This window comes from Azotobacter chroococcum, assembly GCF_004339665.1.
Taxonomy (GTDB): domain Bacteria; phylum Pseudomonadota; class Gammaproteobacteria; order Pseudomonadales; family Pseudomonadaceae; genus Azotobacter; species Azotobacter chroococcum.
This window is the reverse complement of record NZ_SMMU01000001.1, coordinates 328,467-349,453: the sequence shown is the minus strand read 5'-3', so window position 1 is coordinate 349,453 and position 20,987 is coordinate 328,467. Positions and strand designations below refer to the sequence as shown.

The window sequence follows — 20,987 nt, the reverse complement described above, 5'->3', positions numbered from 1 at the left end:
TTGCACCCGCCCTACAACGAATCGAGAGGCATCACGATGCATGAACTGATCCTCGGCGGCGCCCGCTCCGGCAAGAGCCGCCTGGCCGAGCGCCTGGCCGCGGAGTCCGGACTGGCGGTGACCTACGTCGCCACCGCCCAGGCGCTGGACGGCGAGATGGCCGCGCGCATTGAGCATCACCGTCAGCGGCGGCCGGCCGGCTGGGCGCTGGTCGAGGAGCCCATGGCGCTGGCCCGGGTGCTGCGCGAGCAGGCCGGGGCGGAGCGCTGCCTGCTGGTCGACTGCCTGACCCTGTGGCTGACCAACCTGCTGCTGGCCGACGATCCGGCGCGCCTGGCGCAGGAGCGCGAGGCGCTGCTGGAGTGCCTGCCGCAATTGCCCGGGCGGATCATCCTGGTCGGTAACGAGACCGGTCTTGGCGTGGTGCCGCTGGGCGAGCTGAGCCGGCGCTACGTGGACGAGGCCGGCTGGCTGCACCAGGCGCTGGCCGAGCGCTGCGCCCGGGTGCTGTTCTGTGTCGCCGGCCTGCCCATGACCCTCAAGGGAGATCCTGTATGAACCACGACTGGTGGCAGGCCGCCGCCCGCCCGCTGGACGAGGCCGCCCGCACCCTGGCCGCCATCCGTCAGCAGCAACTGACCAAGCCGCGCGGCTCGCTGGGCCGTCTGGAACAGCTGGCGATCCACCTGGCCGCCCTGCAGGGCTGCGAGCGGCCCGCCGTCGAGCGCCTGTGGATCGCCATCTTCGCCGGCGACCACGGCGTGGCGGAGGAGGGCGTGTCGCCCTATCCGCAGGCGGTGACCGGGCAGATGCTGCGCAACTTCGCCGCCGGCGGCGCGGCGATCAGCGTGCTGGCCCGCCAGCTGGGCGCCGAGCTGGAGCTGCTCGACCTCGGCACGGCCGAGCCGCTGGAGCCGCCACCGGCCGGCGTGCGCCGCCTGCAACTGGGGCGCGGTACGGCGAATTTCCTCCGCGGGCCGGCGATGAGCGCGCAGCAGGGCCGTGACGCCCTCGAAGCCGGGCGCGACAGCGTGCGGCGTGCCCGGGCGGCCGGCGCGCAGCTGTACATCGGCGGCGAGATGGGCATCGCCAACACCAGCTCCGCCAGCGCCCTGGCCTGCGCCCTGCTGGACCTTCCGGCGACGGCGCTGGTCGGGCCGGGCACCGGGCTGGACGCCGTCGGGGTGGCGCGCAAGGTCGCGGTCGTCGAGCGCGCCCTGGTGCTGCACGGCGCGCATGCCGGCGAGCCGCTGGAGATCCTCCTGCGCCTCGGTGGTTTCGAGATCGCCGCGCTGACCGGCGCCTACCTGGCCTGCGCCCAGGAGGGCCTGCCGGCGCTGGTGGACGGCTTCATCTGCAGCGTGGCGGCGCTGCTCGCCGTGCGCCTGAATCCCGGCTGCCGCGACTGGCTGCTGTTCGCCCACTGCGGCGCCGAGCCGGGCCACCGCCGGGTGCTCGAGGCGCTGGCCGCCGAGCCGCTGCTGGAGCTCGGCCTGCGCCTGGGCGAGGGCAGCGGCGCGGCGCTGGCGGTGCCGCTGCTGCAGCTGGCCTGCCGGCTGCACGGCGAGATGGCCACCTTCGCCGAGGCGGCGGTGGCGGACGCCGGCCGATGACCCTGCATCTCGATCTGCTGCGCCACGGCGAAACCGAATGCGGCGGTGGCTTTCGCGGCAGCCTGGACGATGCGCTGACCGCCGCGGGCCGGGCGCAGATGGAGGCGGCGACGACCGCGGCCGGGCCCTGGGATCTCGTGGTCAGCTCGCCGCTGCGCCGCTGTGCCGACTTCGCCGCCGAGCTGGCCGCCGCGCACGACCTGCCGCTGCAGCTGGAGGCGGACCTGCGCGAACTGCACTTCGGCGCCTGGGAAGGACGCAGCGCCGCCGCGCTGATGCAGACCGACGCCGAGGCGCTGGGCCGCTTCTGGAACGACCCCTACGCCTTCACTCCGCCGGACGGCGAGCCGCTGGCGGCCTTCGAGACGCGGGTGCTGCAGGCCGTCGAGCGGCTGCGTCGGGAGTGCGCCGGCCGCCGCCTGCTGTTGGTCAGCCACGGCGGGGTGATGCGCCTGCTGCTGGCGCGTGCCCGCGGCCTGCCGCACGGCGCGCTGCTGCAGGTGACGGTGGCCCACGGCGCGCTGCACCGCCTGCGCCTGGACGGTTCGAATTGGCAGGAGCTTTGAAGATGCCGCTGCCCCTGCTGATCGCCCTGCAGTTCCTCACTCGTCTGCCGATCCGCCTGCCCGGCATGCCGGAGCCGGCGCAACTGGGCCGCTCGCTGCTCTGGTATCCGCTGGTCGGGCTGCTGCTCGGGATATTGCTGGTCGCCCTGCATGGGCTGCTCGGCGATGCGCCGGCGCCGCTGCACGCGGCGCTGCTGCTCGCCGCCTGGGTCGGGCTGAGCGGGGCGCTGCACCTGGACGGTCTGGCCGACAGCGCCGATGCCTGGGTCGGCGGCTTCGGCGACCGCGAGCGCACCCTGGCGATCATGAAGGACCCGCGCAGCGGGCCGATCGCCGTGGTGGTGCTGGTCGTCGTGCTGCTGCTGAAGTTCGCCGCGCTGCTGGCGCTGCTCGGGCAGGGCGCGGTCGCGGCGCTGCTGCTGGCGCCGCTGATCGGGCGCGGTGCGCTGCTGGCGCTGTTTCTCTCCACCCCTTACGTGCGTCCCGGCGGCCTTGGCCAAGCTCTCGCCGAACACCTGCCGCGAAAAGCAGGACGGGCGGTGCTGCTGGGCGTGGCGGCGGCCTGTCCGCTGCTGTTCGGTGGCGCCGGCGTGCTGGCGCTGCTGCTGGCGGCGGCGCTGTTTCTCTGGCTGCGCCAGTGCCTGCTGGCGCGCCTCGGCGGCACCACCGGCGACACCGCGGGGGCGCTGCTGGAGCTGGTGGAGTGTGCGGTGGTAGTGGGGCTGGCGCTCTGAGGGGCGAACTGCCTACGCCGCCTCGCCCAGCGCTTCGCATTCGTCGGCGCAGTGCTGGCAGGTCTGGGCGCATTCCTGGCACTGGGGCAGGGGATGCCGGGCGCATTCCTCGGCGCAGGCGAGGCAGAGGCGGGCGCAGAGGCCGCACAGGGCGGTTGCCCACTCGCTTTCCCGCGCCATCAGCAGGGCGGTCAGGCGGCAGACATCGGCACAGTCGTGGCAGAGCTCGATGCATTGGCGCAAGGGCTGCGGGTCGGTGGCCTGCCGGCAGGCTTCGGTGCAGGCGTCGCAGGCTACCGCGCAGGCGTTGCAGGCGCGGATGCCGGTCGCGTAATCCACGATGGTCATGAGGCTTCTCCCAGGACGATGGCTGTACTCGGCATCATCGATTCAAGCACAGTGGGCCGGTGCCTGTCGGGAGCCGGGCTGCTTCAGGCGGCCTGGATGGCACTGCCGATGCAGCGCTGCCAGGCGTCGAGGAATTCCTCGGGCCGGCCGCCGGGCTGGAACACCTGACACCAGATCTGGGCCTGGCCCGGCAGGTCGTCGGCGCCGGGCAGCGGCAGCTGCTGCTCTTCCACCAGCAGCCAGGCGATGGCGGTGGCGTAGCGCAGGTTGACCGTCAGCTCCAGGTGCGGCGCAGTCAGGAAGGCGTGCTGGCTGGCCAGGCCGCGGACATGGCTGGCCAGGTCCGGGTTCAGCGCCAAGTAGTGGTCCCAGACCTGCAGGTGGCTGGCCTCGCGGATGCCGTAGAGGCCGTGGCCGTGATGCTGGTGCAGGGCCGCGCCGAGCGCCGACTGGCTGGCCGCGATGCCCAGCAGCAGGGCTTCGGCAGCGCTGGAGGAGCGTCCTAGGTAGAGCAGGGTCGGCCGGATCACATGCTTGCTCAGTTCACTGGCTGCAATGCCCATGGTGCGTCTCGCAAGGAAAAGGTGTCCGGCGGGGTGTCATCGTCCAGTGAAGCGTCTCGCCGGAAGCGGGAGTGCGGAGTCTCGTGGCGCTCTGCTGGCCGCTCAACTTGAAGTCTAGTGCGACCTTTAGGCTGTAAACCGCTGTTTTTAAATTATTTCCATCGGCGCTTTCGTCGCCATATAGCGGCCGGTGCTTAGACCGGCCGCCGAAAGACGCCTGGCGAAGCGACTCAATCCCCCGTGGCGACCGGCCTGGAGCGGTCGGTCAGCCACTCGCTCCAGGAGCCGGCGTAGAGCGGTGCCAGCGGATAGCCGGCAAGGCTCAGGGCGAACAGGTTGTGGCAGGCGGTGACGCCCGAGCCGCAATAGGCCACCAGCTGCTCGACGGGGCGCTCGCCGAGAAAGGCGGCGAAGCGCTCGCGCAGCTGTCCGGCCGGCAGGAAGCGGCCGTCGGCGCCGAGGTTGTCGGTGAAGGGCGCGCAGCGGGCGCCGGGGATGTGCCCGGCGACCGGGTCGAGGGGTTCCACCTCGCCGCGGAAACGGGGCAGGGCGCGGGCGTCGAGCAGGGTCAGCCGCACATCGCCGAGACGCGCCAGCAGGTGCTGCGCCTCCACCAGCAGGTCGGGGTCGGGCTGGCCCTGGAAGGTGCCGGCGGCCGGGGCGGGCTGCTCGGCGCTCAGCGGCAGGCCGGCGGCGCGCCAGGCGTTCAGGCCGCCGTCGAGGAGGTACACGCCGTCGCGCTTGCCGAGCCAGGCGAGCAGCCACCAGGCACGGGCGGCGAAGGCGCCGGGGCCGTCGTCGTAGAGCACCACCGGGCTGGCGTTGTCGATGCCCCAGGCGCGCAGGCGCTCGACCAGCAGGGCCGGCTCGGGCAGCGGATGGCGGCCGGTCACGCCTTTCTGCACCGGGCCGGAGAGGTCGCGTTCGAGGTCGGCGAAGCGGGCGCCGGGGATGTGCTCCTCGGCGTAGCTGCGCGCGCCATAGGCCGGGTCCTCGAGGGCGAAGCGGCAGTCGAGGATGCGCAGCTCCGGCTGGTCGAGGCGTTCCGCCAGCTGGGCAGGACTGAGCAATTGGGCGTGGGACATGGGGGCTCCTTGTCGTTCGGTGAAGGAATTTCCAGAGGCTGCGAGTCTGCGGCCCGCCGCGGCAAACGCCAAGCCGTTTGGCCGGGGCCGGCGCAGCTGGGCCGCTCGCTGCCGTGGTATCCGCTGGTCGGGCTGCTGCTCGGGATATTGCTGGTCGCCCTGCATGGGCTGCTCGGCGATGCGCCGGCGCTGCTGCTCGCCGTCTGGGTCGGCCTGAGCGGGGCGCTGCACCTGGACGGCCTGTACGCAACAGTTACAGCACCGCGCAGAACACGTCGTACAGATCCACTTTCCGTGGGGCGGTCTTCTTGCGTGCACTTTCCAGCAGGGGGCGAACCTGCTCGAACTGGTCACGGTTGATGTCACTGGGATGGCAATGTCTCATCCCAGTAGTATCGGGGTATCCCGCTGAGATTTTTAACAGACATTTTTTAACGTTAACAATCTACATTTAACGTTAACAATCTGTATGTTAGCATCGCACCCGCTTTTAAAACGAAGGAAACATCATGTTACTCATCGACCAACGTATTCAGCGATCTCTCCTCAGCGGGATCGCTGCGGCGACGCTGTTCGGCAGTGCCACGGCAGCCGTTGCGGCTCCCCACCTGGAGCCCGGCCCCGAGCCCACCGTGCACACGCAGGAGGCATTCGCGCCCGAGAGCACCTTCACCGCGAAGTGGACGCGTGCCGACGCGCGTCAGATCAAGCGGATGTCGGACCCGAGGGCCGTCTCGCGTCAGAGCTCGATGCCTGCGGAATACACCATGCCCAACGTCCCGCAGGACTTCCCCGACATGTCGAACGAGCAGGTCTGGGTGTGGGATTCCTGGCCCCTGACCGACGCCAACGCGAACCAGTACAGCGTCAACGGGCAGGAGATCATCTTCTCCCTCGTCGCCGACCGGAACCTCGTCTTCGACGAGCGCCACGTGTTCGCGAAGATCGGCTACTTCTACCGCCCGGCCGGCATCCCCGCCAACCTGCGGCCGGCGAACGGCGGCTGGACCTACGGCGGTCTCGTCTTCGACGAGGGCGTCACCGGCCAGATCTTCGAGGACCAGTCGTACAGCCACCAGACGCAGTGGTCGGGCTCGGCGCGCATCTTCCCGGGCGGCGAGATCAAGCTGTTCTTCACGGATGTCGCGTTCTATCGTGACGCCGCGGGCAAGGACATCAAGCCGTACGACCCGAAGATCGCGCTCAGCGTCGGCAAGGTGCACGCCAACAAGGAGGGCGTGAAGTTCACCGGCTTCGACAAGGTCATTCCGCTCCTGTCGGCCGACGGTACCTACTACCAGACCGGTGAGCAGAACCCGTACTTCAACTTCCGCGACCCGTTCACCTTCGAGGACCCGGCCCACCCGGGCGAGACCTTCATGGTCTTCGAGGGCAACTCGGCCATGCCGCGAGAGTCTGCCACGTGCAACGCGGAGGACCTCGGCTACCAGGAAGGCGACCCCTACGCCGAGACCGTCGAGCAGGTGAACGCGTCGGGTGCGACCTACCAGATCGGCAACATCGGTCTGGCGAAGGCGAAGAACGCCGACCTCACCGAGTGGGAGTTCCTGCCGCCGATCCTCTCGGCGAACTGCGTGACCGACCAGACCGAACGGCCGCAGATCTACATGAAGGACGGCAAGTACTACCTCTTCACCATCAGCCACCGTGGCACCTACGCGGCCGGCCTTGATGGCCCCGAGGGCGTGTACGGCTTCGTGGGCAACGGGATCCGCAGCGATTACCAGCCGATGAACCAGGGATCCGGGCTGGTGCTCGGCAACCCGACGAACCTCAACTTCAACGGTGGGTTCCCGTTCGCTCCCGACTACAACCAGCCCTTCGGCCACTTCCAGTCGTACTCGCACTACGTAATGCCGGGCGGCCTGGTGCAGTCGTTCATCGACACGATCGGCACCGAGGGCAACTTCCGGCGCGGCGGCACCCTCGCACCGACTGTGAAGATCGACATCGAAGGGGCATCGTCGGCGGTCGACTACTCCTACGGCGCCTACGGCGACGGGCTGGGCGGCTGGGCCGACATCCCGGCGAACCTCAATGTGAATCCGGGCGGCCAGAGTCAGCCGCTGAAGAAGTAACGGATCTCACGAAGAGGCGAAGAGGCGCCCGGCTGGATTTCCAGCCGGGCGCTTCGCTGTGTGTGCCTGGACTTTCGCTTCGATCCACGCTCAGGTCGCCAACCTGTTCATCCTCGCACTACGTTCTCGGTCGGCCACCCATCAACAACGTGACAGTGCCGCTTGAACAGCGCCACTCACTGCCTCGTCTTCGGACAACGCCAGCACCTGCACCAGCGCCATCGTCCGGGCTTCGGCCTTCAGCAGGAAATGGAGCGACGTGGCACCGGCTCATGAGGATTCGTCATGCGCTCAGTCTGCGGGCGCCACTGGCTCACCAGGTGAGTCACCGTCGCCTTGGGGTGCCTGCTCCATAATGCCGCTCAATCGGCGCAATCGCGAGCGGCGTGAGTCGGAAGGAGCGCAGTTCGGTGTCGCCGCCGAGCGACCTGACCGAGAGCCCGTTCGCGCCGGGGGCCCCGAACGCGAGATTCGAGAGCACGGCCTCGCCGTCGTTCACGAAGACCTCGACCGAGGCCGCATCGACGATGACGTCAAGGGTGACGGTGCCGTCGCGCGCCGGCGCCGGGGCCGTACGAACCTCGCGGTAGATCTCGGGCATCCGGTCGGCCGCAGCATCCGCGTCGCGCGCGACGAAGGCGACGCCGTGCACGAAGTCGTACCCGACGGTCGTGAAGTGCCCGCCGCCCTCCTTGACGCGGAAGCGCACCTCGTTGGCGCCCGAGGCCGCGTCGAGCTCGACCCGGAGTCGGTAGGCATCGGATTCCGGCTGGGGGAGCGTCGTCCCCGAGACTGCCGTCACTCGTACCCTGGAACGCACCTCGGCGTCGCCCGCGAGCTCGTCGAGCGCGTCGACGGGCTGCGAGACGAGCAGCGGCTCGCCATCGACCGATCGCAGCTCGATGCGTCGCACGATCGAGTCGGCGCCGCCATGCCAGTCGTCGGTCGGCAGCTTGGTGGCGTAGGCCCAGTTGTTGAGCCAGCCGATGGCGTAGCGGGAGGCGAGGCGTTCGGCGTCGTCCTGTCGCGGGTCGTCCCACGTCACGGTGGCGTAGAAGTCGGCGCCCGAGTCGAGCCATCGCGGTTCGTCGCGATCCGCGGTGAAGCGCTCGCCGTCCCAGTCGCCGGTCCAGTACACGGTTCCCGTGGTCATGCCCTTGCTGGCACCGTTCGCGCCTGCCGCGAGCACCCATCGCGTGTTCGCCGGGTCACCGTCGACCGACATGCGGAACAGGTCGGGGCACTCGAGGATGCCGAGGTCGTCGCGCTCGAAGCCCGATCGGTACGTCCAGCGCTTCAGGTCGGGCGAAGTGTAGAAGCCGATCTTGTCGCCCTCGGCGAGCGCCATGAGCCACTCGTCGCGGGCGTCGTCCCAGATGATCTTCGGGTCACGCCAGTGCTCGGCGCCCGGGTTGTCCATGACGGGGTTGCCGTCGTACGCCTTGAAGCGGTAGCCGCCGTCGGTCGAGACGAAGAGCGACTGCCGTTGCACGCCCTCGTGCTGCTGGGTCATGACGGCGATCACCGCGCCGGCGCCGAAGCCCGCAGTGTTCTCGGTGTCGATCACGGCGCTGCCGGTCTCGATGTCGCCGAGGCCGTTCTTGTACTTGTCGATCGCGACGCCGTGATCCTGCCAGTGCACGAGGTCGGTCGAGGTCGCGTGGTACCACTCGGTGCCGTTCCCCTTGGGGTAGTCGGCGTTGTAGAGGTAGTAGTAGTGCCAGACGCCGTCGATCAGGATCGGGCGCTGGGGATCGTTCATCCAGTGCTTGGCGGGGGTGAGGTGCACCGCGGGCCGGTGGGGCGACCAGTCGGCCGGCCGCGAGAATTCGGAGGACTTGGCCGGCGGCGGGCTCGACGGCTCGGGGCCTGACGGGGTCGCCGGACCGGGCGCGAGCACGAGCACCGCCACGAACGCGGCGACGAGCAGCGCGGCGAGCGCGCAGACCGATGCGTGCTTCGAGGTGGGATTGCGGTTCATGATTCTCCTTGTTGGGTGTCGAGCACCGATCAGGGCTTGTCGTCGAGGCGTTCATCGAAACCCTCGATGCGTTTTCGCAGCAGAACTTGAGGAGCGGATGCGCCACTCGAGGAATCCTCGGCCGCGCTGGTCAACTCCAAATCGATTTGCAAAATGAGAGGCTCCGCTCTCGGTGGAACGGATTCCGCTGAGCGCGCGACCACCTGCGCGCTGATGCGGATCCTCGGAATTCCGCGGGTTCTCGCGGGGGGAGGCGGGCGCTTCGAGACACCCGTCGCCTGAAATTGAATCCGTGCGCCGCCGTGGAAACAGCGGGGGTCTTCGCACCCCATGCATATGAAAAAAGGAGCACTTTATTCACATGAAGGGGCCACTTTCCGACACGTTCGATGGATGGCCTGGAACGGGTTCGGAGGGAGAAGCCGTTGCTAGAGTTAACGTTAACAACAGTATGGGCCCACCCCGAACGCGGGTCAAGTCGGTCCTCTGGAGGAGGTACTGTCACGTTGTTGGTGTGTGGCCGACCGAGAACAACGTGACAGTACCAAGCCGTTTGGCCGGGGCAGGGGGCGCTGGATATACTGCATGCCCTCCGGCGGCCCTGTGCCGCATTTCGCAGTACGGATGCTGCCGTGCCAGCCGTGTCCGGCGTCGGGACCGCCCCGGCGCGGCGTTGCTGCCGCGGCCTCAACAAGGAGCCTTCGTGGCCATCGACATTCACTGGATCCGCGACGATGCCAGCCTCGCCAGCCACTGCGCGCGCTGGCGGCAGTTGCCCTTCGTCGCCCTCGATACCGAATTCGTGCGGGTCGACACCTTCTATCCGCAGACCGGCCTGGTGCAGGTCGGCGACGGCCGCAGCGCCTATCTGATCGACCCGCTGACCATCGGCGACTGGCGGCCGCTGGCCGAGCTGCTGGCGGACCCGGCGGTGGTCAAGGTGCTGCACGCCTGCAGCGAGGACCTGGAGGTGCTGCTGCGCCTGACCGGCAGCCTGCCGCAGCCGCTGTTCGACACCCAGCTGGCCGCCGCCTACCTGAACCTCGGCTTTTCCATGGGCTACTCCCGGCTGGTGCACACGGTACTGGGCATCGAGCTGCCCAAGGGCGAGACCCGCTCCGACTGGCTGCAGCGCCCGCTGAGCGAGCTGCAGATCCGCTACGCTGCCGAGGATGCCGTGCACCTGGCAGAGCTCTACGTCGCGCTCTCCGCGCGGTTGTCGGAGGACAAGCGCGCCTGGACTCTCGAGGACGGCGCCGAGCTGGTCGCCAACCTGCGCCGCGAGGTGGCGCCCGAGGAGCTCTACCGCGAGGGCCGGCTGGCCTGGAAACTGGGCCGCCAGCAGCTCGCTGTGTTGCGCGAGCTGTACGCCTGGCGCGAGCGCGAGGCGCGCCGGCGCGACCAGCCGCGCAACCGCATCCTGCGCGAGAACAGCCTGTGGCCGCTGGCGCGCTTCCAGCCGACCGATCTGGCCGGTCTCGGGCGCATCGAGGACATGCACCCGCGCACGGTGCGCCAGGACGGCGAGGCCCTGCTCCGGCTGATCCGCGAAAGCGGCTCGACGCCGCCGGAGAGCTGGCCCGAGCCCCTGCCCGAGCCCCTGCCGATGGAGGCCTCGGCACTGCTCAAGAAGCTGCGGGCGGTCGGCCAGGCCGAGGCCGCGCGCCTGCAGGTCGCGCCGGAGCTGGTGCTGCGCAAGAAGATTCTCGAAGCCCTGCTGAAAAGCGGCTTCCCCAACGGCCCCTACCGGCTGCCCGATACGCTGCGCGGCTGGCGCCGCGAGCGGATGGGTCAGGCCCTGCTCGACTGTCTCGGCGGAGAACGACCATGAAACGCATCTGCTCCATCTACAAGAGTCCGCGGCGCCGGGAGATGTATCTCTACGTGGAGAGGAAGGACGCCCTGGCGCGGGTGCCCGAAGCCCTGCTGGCGGCCTTCGGCACGCCGCAGCACGCCTTCGACCTGGTGCTCTCGCCGGAGCGCACGCTGGCCCGCGAGGACATCCACAAGGTGCTGGAAAATCTCGGAAAGCAGGGCTACCACCTGCAGATGCCGCCACCGGAGGAGGAGGAGGACAACTACATCGAGCACCTGCCGGACGAGCTGCTGCGGATGAACGACCCGCTCTGAACCGGGCGGGCCTGGCGGATCGGCTTCGCCAGGCGACCGCGCTTCGCCGTCACTCGTCCGGCGCGAAGCGCTCGCGGCTGTTGCTCAGGTGGGTCCACATGGCGGCCCGTGCCGCATCCGGATCCTGCCGCTGGATGGCCTTCAGGATGGCTTCGTGCTCCAGGTTGGCCAGGTAGCCGTGGCGGGCCAGATTTTTGTCGCCCTGCGCGCTGGAGTCGATCCGGTTGCGCGGAATCAGGGCCTCGCCCAGGTGGCGCATGATCTCGCCGAAATAGGGGTTGCCGGTGGCTTCGGCGATCAGCAGGTGGAAGCGCCGGTCCGCCTCCACGCAGCTGCGGGCGCCGGCCAGCGCGTCCTGATAGTCGTCCAGCGCCTGGCGCATCGCCGCCAGCTGTTCTTCCGTGCGCCGCCGGGCGGCCAGGGCGACCGCCTGGCTCTCCAGTCCGAGGCGCAGCTCCAGGATGTCGCGCATGCTCAGCGCCGTTTCGACGTTCAGGCCCAGCGGCGTCTGCGGCTTGCGCTCCAGCACGAAGGTGCCGATGCCATGGCGGGTCTCGACCAGCCCCGAGGCCTGCAGCTTCGAGATGGCCTCGCGCACGACCGTGCGGCTGACCCCCTGCTCGCGGACGATCTCGCTCTCCGAGGGCAGCTTGTCGCCCGGTCCGAGCTTCCCCAGCAGGATGCGCTGGGTGAGTTCCGTGACCAGGTCGTGGGCAAGGCTACGCGAGCGTTTGCGCGGTGCGGCAGGGAAGGTGCCCTGCATGTTCGTACTGTCCAAATGAGCGTTTTCCATCTGCAAGAAGCCTGATTTCGCCGGGCCGAACCGGCAAGTGCTGCGCCGAGGGTACGCCAGAACGCGTGCTGCCGGCAGTCCAGACGCCATTCTTGTATGACAACATACATATGTATGCGTATTTGCTGTCCTTGATCTGTATCTGGAATGGGCGTCGGCGGGGCGCTTGTTCGTTGATTTATGCGTGTTGAAATGCTGCTTTCTATGGGTTTTTGCACGGATTGTGCGGCTTTGGTCTGCGCGGTCGCGCTCGGTGCGCCTAACGAAAAGCCTGTTGGACGACTTGCGGTATTTTTGCAAGTACTTGTATGATGTCTATCAATATGAGTGCCTGGCTTGCCGTGTAAACCAACAAGAACCCTCAGCGCAGGACAATCCGCCATGACCCCTCAAGAATTGAAGTCCATCCTCTCCTCCGGCCTGCTGTCCTTCCCGGTCACCGACTTCGATGCCGCCGGCAACTTCATTCGAAGTGCCCTCCAACCTGCTCCTGCAGAGGGTCGGCGCCCGTGCCTGGCTGACCCGCATCATGCTGACCTGGGGCCTGGTCGCCACGGCGATGGCCTTCATCCAGAACGAAACCCACTTCTACGTCCTGCGCTTTCTGCTGGGCATCGCCGAAGCGGGCTTCTTCCCCGGGGTGATCTACTACTTCACCCGCTGGCTGCCCGCCGCCGAACGCGGCAAGGCCATCGCCATCTTCCTCAGCGGCTCGGCGATCGCCTCGCTGATCTCCGGCCCGCTGTCCGGCGCCCTGCTGCAGATCGAAGGGCTCGGCTGGCAGTGGATGTTCTTCATCGAAGGCATGGCTTCGGTGCTGCTCTGCGGTTTCGTCTGGTTCTGGCTGGACTCCAGGCCGCACGATGCCAAGTGGCTGGAGCCTGCCGAGCAGGACGCCCTGGTCGCGGCCATCGACGAGGAACAGCGTGCCCGCGAGGCGGCGACCAGCGTCAAGCCGTCGCTCTGGGCGCTGTTCAAGGACCAGCAGATCGTCCTGTTCTGCGTGATCTACTTCTGCATCCAGCTGACCATCTACGCCGCCACCTTCTGGCTGCCCAGCATCATCAAGCGGATGAGCGAGCTGAGCAGCGTCGAGGTGGGATTCTTCAACTCGATTCCCTGGCTGATCTCGATCATCGGCATGTACGCCTTCGCCCGGCTGGCCGCCCGCTGGAAATTCCAGCAGGCCTGGGTCGCCGCGGCGCTGCTGATCGCCGCCGGGGTGATCGCCCTGATCAACTCGGTGGGCAACCTCGGCGGCTTCGTCGCGCCGACCACCTTCGGCCTGCTCGAACAGCACACCGGCTCGATCCAGGGCGGCCTCTACGCCCTGGCCGCGACCTCGGTGCTGGCGGCCATCGTGGTGTTCTTCGCCCGCACCCGGCCCGCTTCCAGCGATGAATCTGGCCTGTCCAGCCCCAGGCTGAGCCAGTCCCACTCCTGAAACCGAACGCCGTCCCGCGCCGTCGCCATTGGCGCGGGACGGAGTGCCACATCCCGCAGCCCATAAGGAATCCACCATGAGCACTCCGCTTTCCCAGGCAACCGGCAAGGCCCCCGTCATCACCAGCCTGCAGGTCATCCCGGTGGCCGGCCACGACTCCATGCTGCTCAACCTGAGCGGCGCCCACGGCCCCTACTTCACCCGCAACATCGTCCTCCTCCAGGACAGCGCCGGCCACACCGGGGTCGGCGAAGTTCCCGGCGGCGAAGGCATCCGCCAGACCCTGGAGGACGCCCGCAGCCTGCTGATCGGCCAGCCGATCGGCAACTACCAGAAGCTCCTCAACCAGGTGCGCCAGGCCTTCGCCGGGCGCGACGCCGGCGGCCGCGGCCTGCAGACCTTCGACCTGCGCATCGCCATCCACGCGGTGACCGCCCTGGAGGCGGCGCTGCTCGACCTGCTCGGCCAGTTCCTCGAGGTGCCGGTGGCCGCCCTGCTCGGCGAAGGTCAGCAGCGTGACGAGGTGGAGATGCTCGGCTACCTGTTCTACGTCGGCGACCGCCAGCGGACCGACCTGCCCTACCGCAGCGAGCCCGAGGCCGCCGACGACTGGTTCCGCGTCCGCCACGAGAGGGCCCTGACCCCCGAGGCGGTGGTCCGCCTGGCCGAGGCGGCGCAGGCGCGGTACGGCTTCCAGGACTTCAAGCTCAAGGGCGGCGTGCTGCGCGGCGAGGAGGAGATCGAGGCGGTCACCGCGCTGGCCGAGCGCTTCCCCGAGGCGCGAATCACCCTTGACCCCAACGGCGGCTGGCTGCTCAAGGAAGCCATCCGCCTGTGCCGCGACCTGCACGGCGTGCTGGCCTACGCCGAGGACCCCTGCGGCGCCGAGGACGGCTACTCCGGGCGCGAGGTGATGGCCGAGTTCCGCCGCGCCACCGGCCTGCCCACCGCGACCAACATGATCGCCACCGACTGGCGGCAGATGGGTCACGCCATCCAGCTGCAGTCGGTGGACATCCCGCTGGCCGACCCGCACTTCTGGACCATGCAGGGCTCGGTGCGGGTGGCGCAGCTGTGCCACGAGTGGGGCCTGACCTGGGGCTCGCACTCGAACAACCACTTCGACATCTCGCTGGCCATGTTCACCCACGTCGCCGCCGCGGCGCCGGGCAAGATCACCGCCATCGACACCCACTGGATCTGGCAGGACGGCCAGCGCCTGACCAGGGAGCCGCTGCAGATCGTCGGCGGCAAGGTCAGGGTGCCGCAGAAGCCGGGCCTCGGCGTGGAAATCGATCTGGACCAGTTGAACAAGGCCCACGAGCTGTACAAGGGCATGGGCCTCGGCGCCCGCGACGACTCCGTCGCCATGCAGTACCTGATCCCCGGCTGGCGCTTCGATAACAAGAAGCCCTGTCTGGTCCGCTGACCGGCCGAGGTGCGGCATCCTCCGACCCCGGGGAGGGCGGTCGCCGCGCGCGCAGCGGCGGCCGCCCTGCGGGCTCCGACCGCTTGCCGCGCCGCTCTTGGCCGGAGCTTCGCCAGTGGCTAGACTGCCCGCCCTTTTCGGCACAGGTGGCGGTAGTTCCCATGGCGGCGAAAGTCGAACCCTTCTGGAAGCGCAAGACCCTCGACCAGCTCGACGCCGGGGAGTGGGAGTCGCTGTGCGACGGCTGCGGCCTGTGCTGTCTGCAGAAACTCGAGGACGAGGAGGACGGCGGCGTCTACTACACGCGCATCGCCTGCCGCCTGCTCGATCTGGAAACCTGCCGCTGCCGCGACTACGCCAACCGCCGCCAGTCGGTCCCCGACTGCATCCAGCTCACCCCCGCCCAGGCCGGCGAGTTCCAGTGGCTGCCGCCGACCTGCGCCTATCGCCTGCTCTCCGAGGGCAAGGATCTGCCGCTCTGGCACCCGCTGGTCTGCGGCGATCCCCAGGCGGTGCATCGCGAGCGGATTTCCCAGGCCGGACGCATGCTCAGCGAAACGGCGGTGGCCGAGGACGATTGGGAGGACTACCTGATCTTCCGCGCCGGCTGATCCGTTCGGACACTTCCCACCGCGCCCGGCCAGCCGGCACACTTGCCCCGTCCGTCCCGCCAAGGAGCCTGCCCATGCCCGTCCGCCCGAAGCTGCCGTTCTGTGTCGTCCTGCTGTTCGCGACCGCCCCTGCGTGGGCGGCGAACAAGGTCCATCTAGACTACCACGTGCGTTTTCTACCCGAGAGCGACCAGGCCGAGGTGCGTCTGACCCTGGAGCGGGGCAGTGCGGTCCGCAGCCTGCGCTTCGAGCTGGGCGACCAGGGCCGCTACAGCGATTTCCAGACCGACGGGCAGTGGCAGCAGGATGAGCCCGGCAGCGGTACCTGGCAGCCTGCGGAAGGCAAGAGCAGCCTGAGCTACCGGGTGCAGGTCAGCCACGCGCGGGCATCGGGGCGCTTCGATGCGCGGATGACCGAGCACTGGGCGCTGCTGCGCGGCGACGATCTGGTACCCAGCGCCCATCTGGTGCAGCAGGATGCTGTGGAACTGGTGGCGCGCCTGGAGTTCGAGCTGCCCGAAGGCTGGCGGGGCGTCGAGACCGGCTGGCCGCGGATCGGCAAGAACCGTTTCCGCATCGACAACCCGGCGCGTCGCTTCGACCGGCCGACCGGCTGGCTGATCGCCGGCCGGCTCGGTACCCGGCGCGCCACCCTGGGCGATAGCGAGGTCAGCGTGGCGGCGCCGCTCGGCGAGAAGATGCGGCGGATGGACATCCTGACCCTGTTGACCTTCGTCTGGGACGAATACCGGGCGGTGTTCCTGCGCGAGCCGGACAAGCTGCTGGTGGTCGGCGCCGGCAACCCGATGTGGCGCGGCGGCCTGTCGGCGCCCAGCTCCCTGTACCTGCACGCCGACCGCCCGCTGGTCAGCGAGAACGGCACCAGCTCCCTGCTGCACGAGCTGGTGCACGTGTTCGCGCGGATTCGCGACACCGACGCAAGCGACTGGATCAGCGAGGGGCTGGCCGAGTACTACGCCATCGAGCTGCTGCGCCGCGCCGGCGGACTCGGCGAGGATCGCTACGAGCGGGTTCGCCAGCAACTGACCCGCTGGAGCCGCAAGGTCGAGAGCCTGCGCGGCGAGCGGGTCGGCGGTGCGGCAACCGCCCGTGCCGTGCTCCTGCTGCAGGCGCTCGACGCCGAGATCCGCACGCGCAGCGAGAATCGCCATTCGCTGGACGATGTGGTGAGCGGGCTGATCCGCATGGAGCGGGTCAGCACCGACGACTTCGTCGCGATCAGCGAAAACCTCATGGGCGGCAAGTCGCAGGTACTGGATACGCCCTTGCTGGCGCTCGAAAAAAGGCCGTGAGAAAACGCTCGCTTTTGTGCGGTTCGTTACAAAATCGCACGCTTTTGTGATCTTTGTATCAGTCATACCGGTTGGATGACCCGCCGGGGTGTCAAGAAATCTTTCCAGAACAGCCATTATTCGTGTGACATTAAAGTGACATTACGCGGCATGTGAATTGCAGGACTCCGGCAGGCGTTACCGCCTGCTTTCTGTCTTGCCGAGGTGCGTGCATAAAAATGGCTTACAACATCAACTGGTCGGCCGAGTTCGAAACCGGCATCGACATCATCGATGATCAGCACAAGCGTATCTTCGACTACCTGAACGAGATCGACCAGGCGATTGCCCTGCGCTCGGTTCCGGAGATCGAGCGGGTCATCAAGGCGATCATCGACTACTCCATTTCCCACAACACCTTCGAGGAAAGCCTGATGGAAAGGGCCGGCTATCCGCTGCTCGAGGCCCATCACCAGGTGCACGAGCGTTTCAAGGAGCGCGCCCATGGCTACGGTGCGCGCTTCGAGAAGGGCGAGGATCCGATCCGTCTGGCGCGGGAGGTGCGCAGCGATATCGGACTGTGGCTGACCAACCACATCAAGCGCGACGACAAGCACTACGTGAGCGATGTGAAGAAAAGCCTTGAGGGCAGCTTCGTCTCGCGCATGCTGGCCAAGTTCTTCCAGTGAGCCCGGGGCGGGCCAGTTGCCGGCCCGCCTCGTTCATCTGCCAGCCCTGCCGGCCACCGGCCTTGCCGCTGGTCGGCCCGGCCGGCACCGATACCGATCCGGCACGTCTATCCCTGAAAATGTGGAGCAGGAGGGGGCGGCATGCGTCTGCTGGATTTGCGGGGGATGGGGCTGGCCGAGATCCTCAGGTGTGCGGCGAAGGACTTCATGGCCGACGAAATGCCGACCTATGCCTCGGCGCTGGCCTTCCAGATGCTCTTTTCCCTGTTTCCCTTCCTGCTGTTCCTGATCGCCCTGATCGGCTTTCTCGACCTGCAGCAGTTCTTCGACTGGCTGCAGCAGCAGGCGGCCCTGCTGCTGCCGGCGCAGGCGATGGACACGGTCAACGCGGTCATCGCCCAATTCCAGACCGAGCGGGTCGGGCTGTTCTCGGTGGGGATATTGGCCGCCCTGTGGACGGCGTCGGCCGGGGTGCGCTCGACCATGCTCGCCATGAACAAGGCCTATGATGTCAAGGAGGGCCGCCCGGCCTGGAAGCGCATTCCGCTGTCGGTGCTCTATACCATCGGTATCGCCCTGATGCTGCTGAGCGCGGCCGCCCTGATGCTCGTCGGCCCGCAGGTGATGGGCTGGCTGGCCGGCTGGGTGGGCCTGGAGCAACTGATCGTCATCCTCTGGACCTGGCTGCGCTGGCCGCTGGCGGTGCTGCTGCTGATCCTGGTCGTGGCGACCATCTACTACGTGGCGCCGGACGTCGAGCAGCGCTTCCATTTCATCACACCCGGCTCGGTGCTGGCGGTGCTGGTGTGGATCGCGGCCTCGCTCGGTTTCGGCTTCTACGTGCGCAATTTCGCCAATTACGACGCCACCTACGGCAGCGTCGGGGCGATCATCGTGATGCTGCTGTACTTCTTCATCTCCGCGGCGGTGCTGCTGTTTGGCGCGGAGATGAATGCGGTGATCGAGCATCGTCACCCCGAAGGCAAGGACCCTGGCGAGAAGCAGCTTTGAGATTCAGGTGCGGCCGAGCACCTTGAGGAGGAAGGCATATTCCAGCGCCACGTCCTTCAGCGCCTGGTAGCGGCCGCTCATGCCGCCGTGGCCGGCGCCGAACTCGGTCTTCAGCAGCAGCAGGTTGCCGTCGGTCTTGCTGGCGCGCAGCCTGGCCACCCATTTCGCCGCCTCCCAGTACTGCACCCGGCTGTCGTGGTAGCCGGCCACCGCGAGGATCGCCGGGTAGGCCTGGGCGCGCACGTTCTCGCAGGGCGCGTAGGCCTTGATCCGGGCGTGGACTTCCGGGTCGCGCGGATCGCCCCATTCGTCGTACTCGGTGACGGTCAGCGGCAGCTCGGGGTTGTGCATGGTGTTCAGCACGTCGACGAAAGGCACCTCGGCGATCGCCGCGGCGAACAGCTCCGGACGCCGGTTGAGCACGGCGCCGATCAGCAGGCCGCCGGCGCTGCCGCCGCTGATCGCCAGGCGGTCGGCAGAGGTGAAGCCCTCGGCGATCAGCCGTTCGGCCACGGCGATGAAGTCGCCGAAGGTGTTCTCCTTGTGCTCTAGCTTGCCGGCGCGGTACCAGGCCTCGCCCAGCTCGCCGCCGCCGCGCACGTGGGCGATGGCGAAGACGAAGCCGCGCTCCAAGAGGCTCAGCCGGGCATGCGAGAACCAGGGATCGAGACTTTCGCCATAGGCGCCGTAGCCATAGAGGTAGAGCGGGGCGGGCCGGCCCAGGGTGTCGCGGCGGGCGACCAGGCTGACCGGGATGCGCGCGCCATCGGCCGCCTCGGCCCAGATCCGCAGGCTGAGGTAGTCGTCGGCATCGAACGGACCCTCCACCGGGGTTTCCTTGAGCACCCGCTGGGCGCCGCCGGCCAGGTCCAGCTGGCGGATCTGCGCCGGGCGGTTGAGCGCCTCGTAGCGCAGGCGGATCGCCGGGCTGTCGAACTCCAGGATGTCCTGCACGTCCAGGCTGTAGGCGGCGTCCGGCAGCTCGACGCGATAGGGCGTGGCCTCGGCCGGGTGCACCTCGACGATCGGCAGGCCCTGCTCGCGCAGGCTGAGAACGAAGCCGCCGGCATTCAGGCTGAGGTCCTCGATCATTCGCGCTGCGTCGTGGCCGATCCGCGGCCGCCAGTGCTCGCGGCTGGGCGAGCCTTCGGGCGCCTGGTAGACGGCGAAGTTGATGCCGTCCTGGTTGCTGCGGATCAGCCAGCCCCAGTCGCCATCGATGCGCCCGTGGTCGGGGTAGTACTCGTGACCCTCCTGGCGCGGCGCCAGGCAGACGAAGGCCGCCTGCGGGCGTTCGGCATCCAGCGCCCAGGCTTCGCAGGTGGTCTTGCTGTTGCTCAGGAGAACCAGCTGGCGCTCGGAGCTGGCGCGGTAGCAGTGGATGAAGAAGCGTCCGTCCGGCTCGTTGAACACCAGCTCGGCCTCGTCGGCGCCGAGCCGGTAGCGGTACAGCTTGTGCGGCCGCTGGGTGTCGTCCAGCTCGGCGAAGAACAGCGTTTCGCTGTCGTTGGCCCAGGTCATGCTGCCGTCGCAGTCCTCGAAGGGCAGCTCGTGCAACTCGCCGCTGTCCAGTTCCCTGACGAACAGCCGGTAGATCTCGTCGCCGCTGGTATCCAGGCTGTAGGCCAGGCGCCGATGGTCGGGGCTGATCTCGAAGGCGCCGAGCGACAGGTAGCCGCCGTCGGCCAGGGCATTGGGGTCGAGCAGCAGTTCCTCGCGGCGCTCGTCGGTCTGCAGCGAGCCGTCCGTCGGGCGCGGGCAGCGGTAGTGGCGCGGGTATTCGTCACCGGCCGTGGTGCGCTGGTAGTACAGGTACGCTCCCCAGGGAACCGGCAGGGACAGGTCGGTTTCGCGGATGCGGCCCTTGATCTCCTGGAACAGGCTCTCGCGCAGCGCGCCGACATCCTCGAGCCGGGCCTCCAGATAGGCGTTCTCCGCCTCCAGGTAGGCGAGCACCTGCGGGTCGTCGCGCTGTTCCAGCCAGCGGTAGGGGTCGGCGGAATGGCTTTCGACACGGGCGATGGGGGCGTGCATGGCGGCTCCTGGCGGCAACTGGCGTCCGACGGCGCGACTTCCGGCAGTGGCGTCGCGGTGGGGAAATGTCGTTATCATAAGCACCCTTCCGCCAGTCTCACACCGCCATGATCGAAAACGACTATCTGCTTGCCTGGGCCGTCTACGGCATCGCCGCACTCGGCTGCCTGCTGGTCTGGTTCCGGTTGACCCGCTGGATGTGGCGCTGGCTGTGCGAGCCCTTGCGGGTGGCCATGACGGTGCTGCTGCTGACTCCGACCGTCGTCGATCCGGGCAAGGAGCTGTTCGCTCCGGCCATCGCCATCACCGCCCTCGACCTGCTGTTCGGCGTCGGCAACAACGCCTGGCGCGCGGTGGCCGACCTGGTGCTCTACGGGATGATCGCTATGACCGGGTATCTGCTGGCGGCTGGATTGCGCTGGCTGCTCTGGCGCCGTCGGAGCCTGGTCGAGGCGTCGCCAGCGGGCGACGGGAACGAACCGACCCTGCGCGAGCGGATGGCCCGCGGCGAGTTCGGCAGGCCGCAGGGCCTGCGTGCCGGCCCGCGTCCCTGAAACCGGACCAG

19 protein-coding genes and 4 pseudogenes are annotated in these 20,987 nt (G+C 68.4%); 16 read left to right on the top strand and 7 right to left on the bottom strand.

Going from position 1 to position 20,987, the window contains the following annotated elements; translation table 11 throughout:
• Nucleotides 1-36: 36 nt before the first annotated feature.
• From cobU to EV691_RS01630, 4 genes are read left to right on the top strand one after another with little or no spacing between them, the layout of a single operon-like run.
• Nucleotides 37-558, top strand: coding sequence for a bifunctional adenosylcobinamide kinase/adenosylcobinamide-phosphate guanylyltransferase (gene cobU / locus EV691_RS01645; protein ID WP_131297812.1), 522 nt, complete (start codon nt 37-39; stop codon nt 556-558).
• The gene (gene cobT / locus EV691_RS01640; protein ID WP_131297813.1) at nt 555-1,613 is read left to right on the top strand and encodes a nicotinate-nucleotide--dimethylbenzimidazole phosphoribosyltransferase; all 1,059 of its coding nucleotides are present in this window, start codon (nt 555-557) and stop codon (nt 1,611-1,613) included. The genes cobU and cobT overlap by 4 nt, the downstream gene beginning before the upstream one ends.
• A complete protein-coding gene (gene cobC / locus EV691_RS01635) occupies nt 1,610-2,179 on the top strand; it encodes an alpha-ribazole phosphatase family protein (RefSeq protein WP_131297814.1) in 570 nt (189 codons plus the stop codon). Before cobT ends, cobC begins: the two co-directional genes overlap by 4 nt.
• Nucleotides 2,180-2,181: 2 nt before the next feature.
• Entirely contained in the window at nt 2,182-2,913 is a 732-nt protein-coding gene (locus tag EV691_RS01630; RefSeq protein WP_131297815.1) for an adenosylcobinamide-GDP ribazoletransferase, read from the top strand.
• Nucleotides 2,914-2,925: 12 nt separating this feature from the next.
• Here the strand turns inward: EV691_RS01630 and EV691_RS01625 are convergent, their stop codons facing one another.
• From EV691_RS01625 to EV691_RS01615, 3 genes are all read right to left on the bottom strand, one after another.
• Nucleotides 2,926-3,261: a four-helix bundle copper-binding protein gene (locus tag EV691_RS01625; protein WP_131297816.1), complete on the bottom strand. Its 336-nt coding sequence runs from the start codon at nt 3,259-3,261 to the stop codon at nt 2,926-2,928.
• A gap of 83 nt (nt 3,262-3,344) precedes the next feature.
• On the bottom strand, nt 3,345-3,824 hold the full coding sequence (locus EV691_RS01620; protein ID WP_131297817.1) for a hypothetical protein: 480 nt from the start codon (nt 3,822-3,824) through the stop codon (nt 3,345-3,347).
• 230 nt (nt 3,825-4,054) lie between these two features.
• Nucleotides 4,055-4,909, bottom strand: coding sequence for a sulfurtransferase (locus EV691_RS01615; RefSeq protein WP_131297818.1), 855 nt, complete (start codon nt 4,907-4,909; stop codon nt 4,055-4,057).
• Between the two features lie 81 nt (nt 4,910-4,990).
• Here EV691_RS01615 and EV691_RS23700 point away from each other — a divergent pair.
• Nucleotides 4,991-5,152, top strand: a pseudogene (locus EV691_RS23700) (adenosylcobinamide-GDP ribazoletransferase); the annotation flags it as partial.
• Between the two features lie 13 nt (nt 5,153-5,165).
• On the opposite strand, the pseudogene EV691_RS23695 reads toward EV691_RS23700, so the two are convergent.
• Nucleotides 5,166-5,294, bottom strand: a pseudogene (locus EV691_RS23695) (IS5/IS1182 family transposase); the annotation flags it as partial.
• Nucleotides 5,295-5,418: 124 nt separating this feature from the next.
• Between EV691_RS23695 and EV691_RS01605 the strand changes: the two are divergent.
• On the top strand, nt 5,419-7,008 hold the full coding sequence (locus EV691_RS01605) for a glycoside hydrolase family 68 protein (RefSeq protein WP_207390164.1): 1,590 nt from the start codon (nt 5,419-5,421) through the stop codon (nt 7,006-7,008).
• 325 nt (nt 7,009-7,333) lie between these two features.
• On the opposite strand, the gene EV691_RS01600 is transcribed toward EV691_RS01605, so the two are convergent.
• Complete coding sequence (locus tag EV691_RS01600; RefSeq protein WP_131297819.1) at nt 7,334-8,989, bottom strand: glycoside hydrolase family 32 protein; 1,656 nt, start codon at nt 8,987-8,989, stop codon at nt 7,334-7,336.
• 703 nt (nt 8,990-9,692) lie between these two features.
• Here EV691_RS01600 and rnd point away from each other — a divergent pair.
• Both rnd and EV691_RS01590 read left to right on the top strand, forming a co-directional pair.
• The gene (rnd, locus tag EV691_RS01595; protein ID WP_131297820.1) at nt 9,693-10,820 is read left to right on the top strand and encodes a ribonuclease D; all 1,128 of its coding nucleotides are present in this window, start codon (nt 9,693-9,695) and stop codon (nt 10,818-10,820) included.
• The gene (locus tag EV691_RS01590) at nt 10,817-11,119 is read left to right on the top strand and encodes a YcgL domain-containing protein (protein WP_131297821.1); all 303 of its coding nucleotides are present in this window, start codon (nt 10,817-10,819) and stop codon (nt 11,117-11,119) included. The genes rnd and EV691_RS01590 overlap by 4 nt, the downstream gene beginning before the upstream one ends.
• 49 nt (nt 11,120-11,168) lie before the next feature.
• On the opposite strand, the gene EV691_RS01585 is transcribed toward EV691_RS01590, so the two are convergent.
• Nucleotides 11,169-11,882: a FadR/GntR family transcriptional regulator gene (locus tag EV691_RS01585; protein ID WP_131298179.1), complete on the bottom strand. Its 714-nt coding sequence runs from the start codon at nt 11,880-11,882 to the stop codon at nt 11,169-11,171.
• Between the two features lie 411 nt (nt 11,883-12,293).
• Here EV691_RS01585 and EV691_RS01580 point away from each other — a divergent pair.
• The 7 genes and pseudogenes from EV691_RS01580 to EV691_RS01550 all read left to right on the top strand — a co-directional run.
• A pseudogene (locus EV691_RS01580) lies at nt 12,294-12,386 on the top strand (5-dehydro-4-deoxyglucarate dehydratase); the annotation flags it as partial.
• Nucleotides 12,379-13,356 (top strand): annotated as a pseudogene (locus EV691_RS01575) (MFS transporter); the annotation flags it as partial. The pseudogenes EV691_RS01580 and EV691_RS01575, both read left to right, overlap by 8 nt.
• A gap of 76 nt (nt 13,357-13,432) precedes the next feature.
• Entirely contained in the window at nt 13,433-14,785 is a 1,353-nt protein-coding gene (gene gudD, locus EV691_RS01570) for a glucarate dehydratase (RefSeq protein ID WP_131297822.1), read from the top strand.
• A 161-nt stretch (nt 14,786-14,946) separates the two neighbouring features.
• On the top strand, nt 14,947-15,396 hold the full coding sequence (locus EV691_RS01565) for a YcgN family cysteine cluster protein (protein ID WP_131297823.1): 450 nt from the start codon (nt 14,947-14,949) through the stop codon (nt 15,394-15,396).
• A 74-nt stretch (nt 15,397-15,470) separates the two neighbouring features.
• Entirely contained in the window at nt 15,471-16,709 is a 1,239-nt protein-coding gene (locus tag EV691_RS01560; protein WP_131297824.1) for a hypothetical protein, read from the top strand.
• Nucleotides 16,710-16,927: 218 nt separating this feature from the next.
• Nucleotides 16,928-17,377 (top strand): bacteriohemerythrin, encoded by a 450-nt coding sequence (locus EV691_RS01555; RefSeq protein ID WP_131254356.1) that lies wholly within the window; start codon nt 16,928-16,930, stop codon nt 17,375-17,377.
• Nucleotides 17,378-17,542: 165 nt separating this feature from the next.
• A complete protein-coding gene (locus EV691_RS01550; RefSeq protein ID WP_377802304.1) occupies nt 17,543-18,388 on the top strand; it encodes a YihY/virulence factor BrkB family protein in 846 nt (281 codons plus the stop codon).
• 3 nt (nt 18,389-18,391) lie between these two features.
• On the opposite strand, the gene EV691_RS01545 is transcribed toward EV691_RS01550, so the two are convergent.
• On the bottom strand, nt 18,392-20,422 hold the full coding sequence (locus tag EV691_RS01545) for a S9 family peptidase (RefSeq protein WP_131297826.1): 2,031 nt from the start codon (nt 20,420-20,422) through the stop codon (nt 18,392-18,394).
• Between the two features lie 107 nt (nt 20,423-20,529).
• On the opposite strand from EV691_RS01545, the gene EV691_RS01540 reads away from it, so the two are divergent.
• Nucleotides 20,530-20,976 carry a hypothetical protein gene (locus EV691_RS01540; RefSeq protein WP_131297827.1) on the top strand — a complete coding sequence of 149 codons (447 nt, stop codon included), beginning with the start codon at nt 20,530-20,532 and terminating at the stop codon, nt 20,974-20,976.
• Nucleotides 20,977-20,987: the final 11 nt, after the last annotated feature.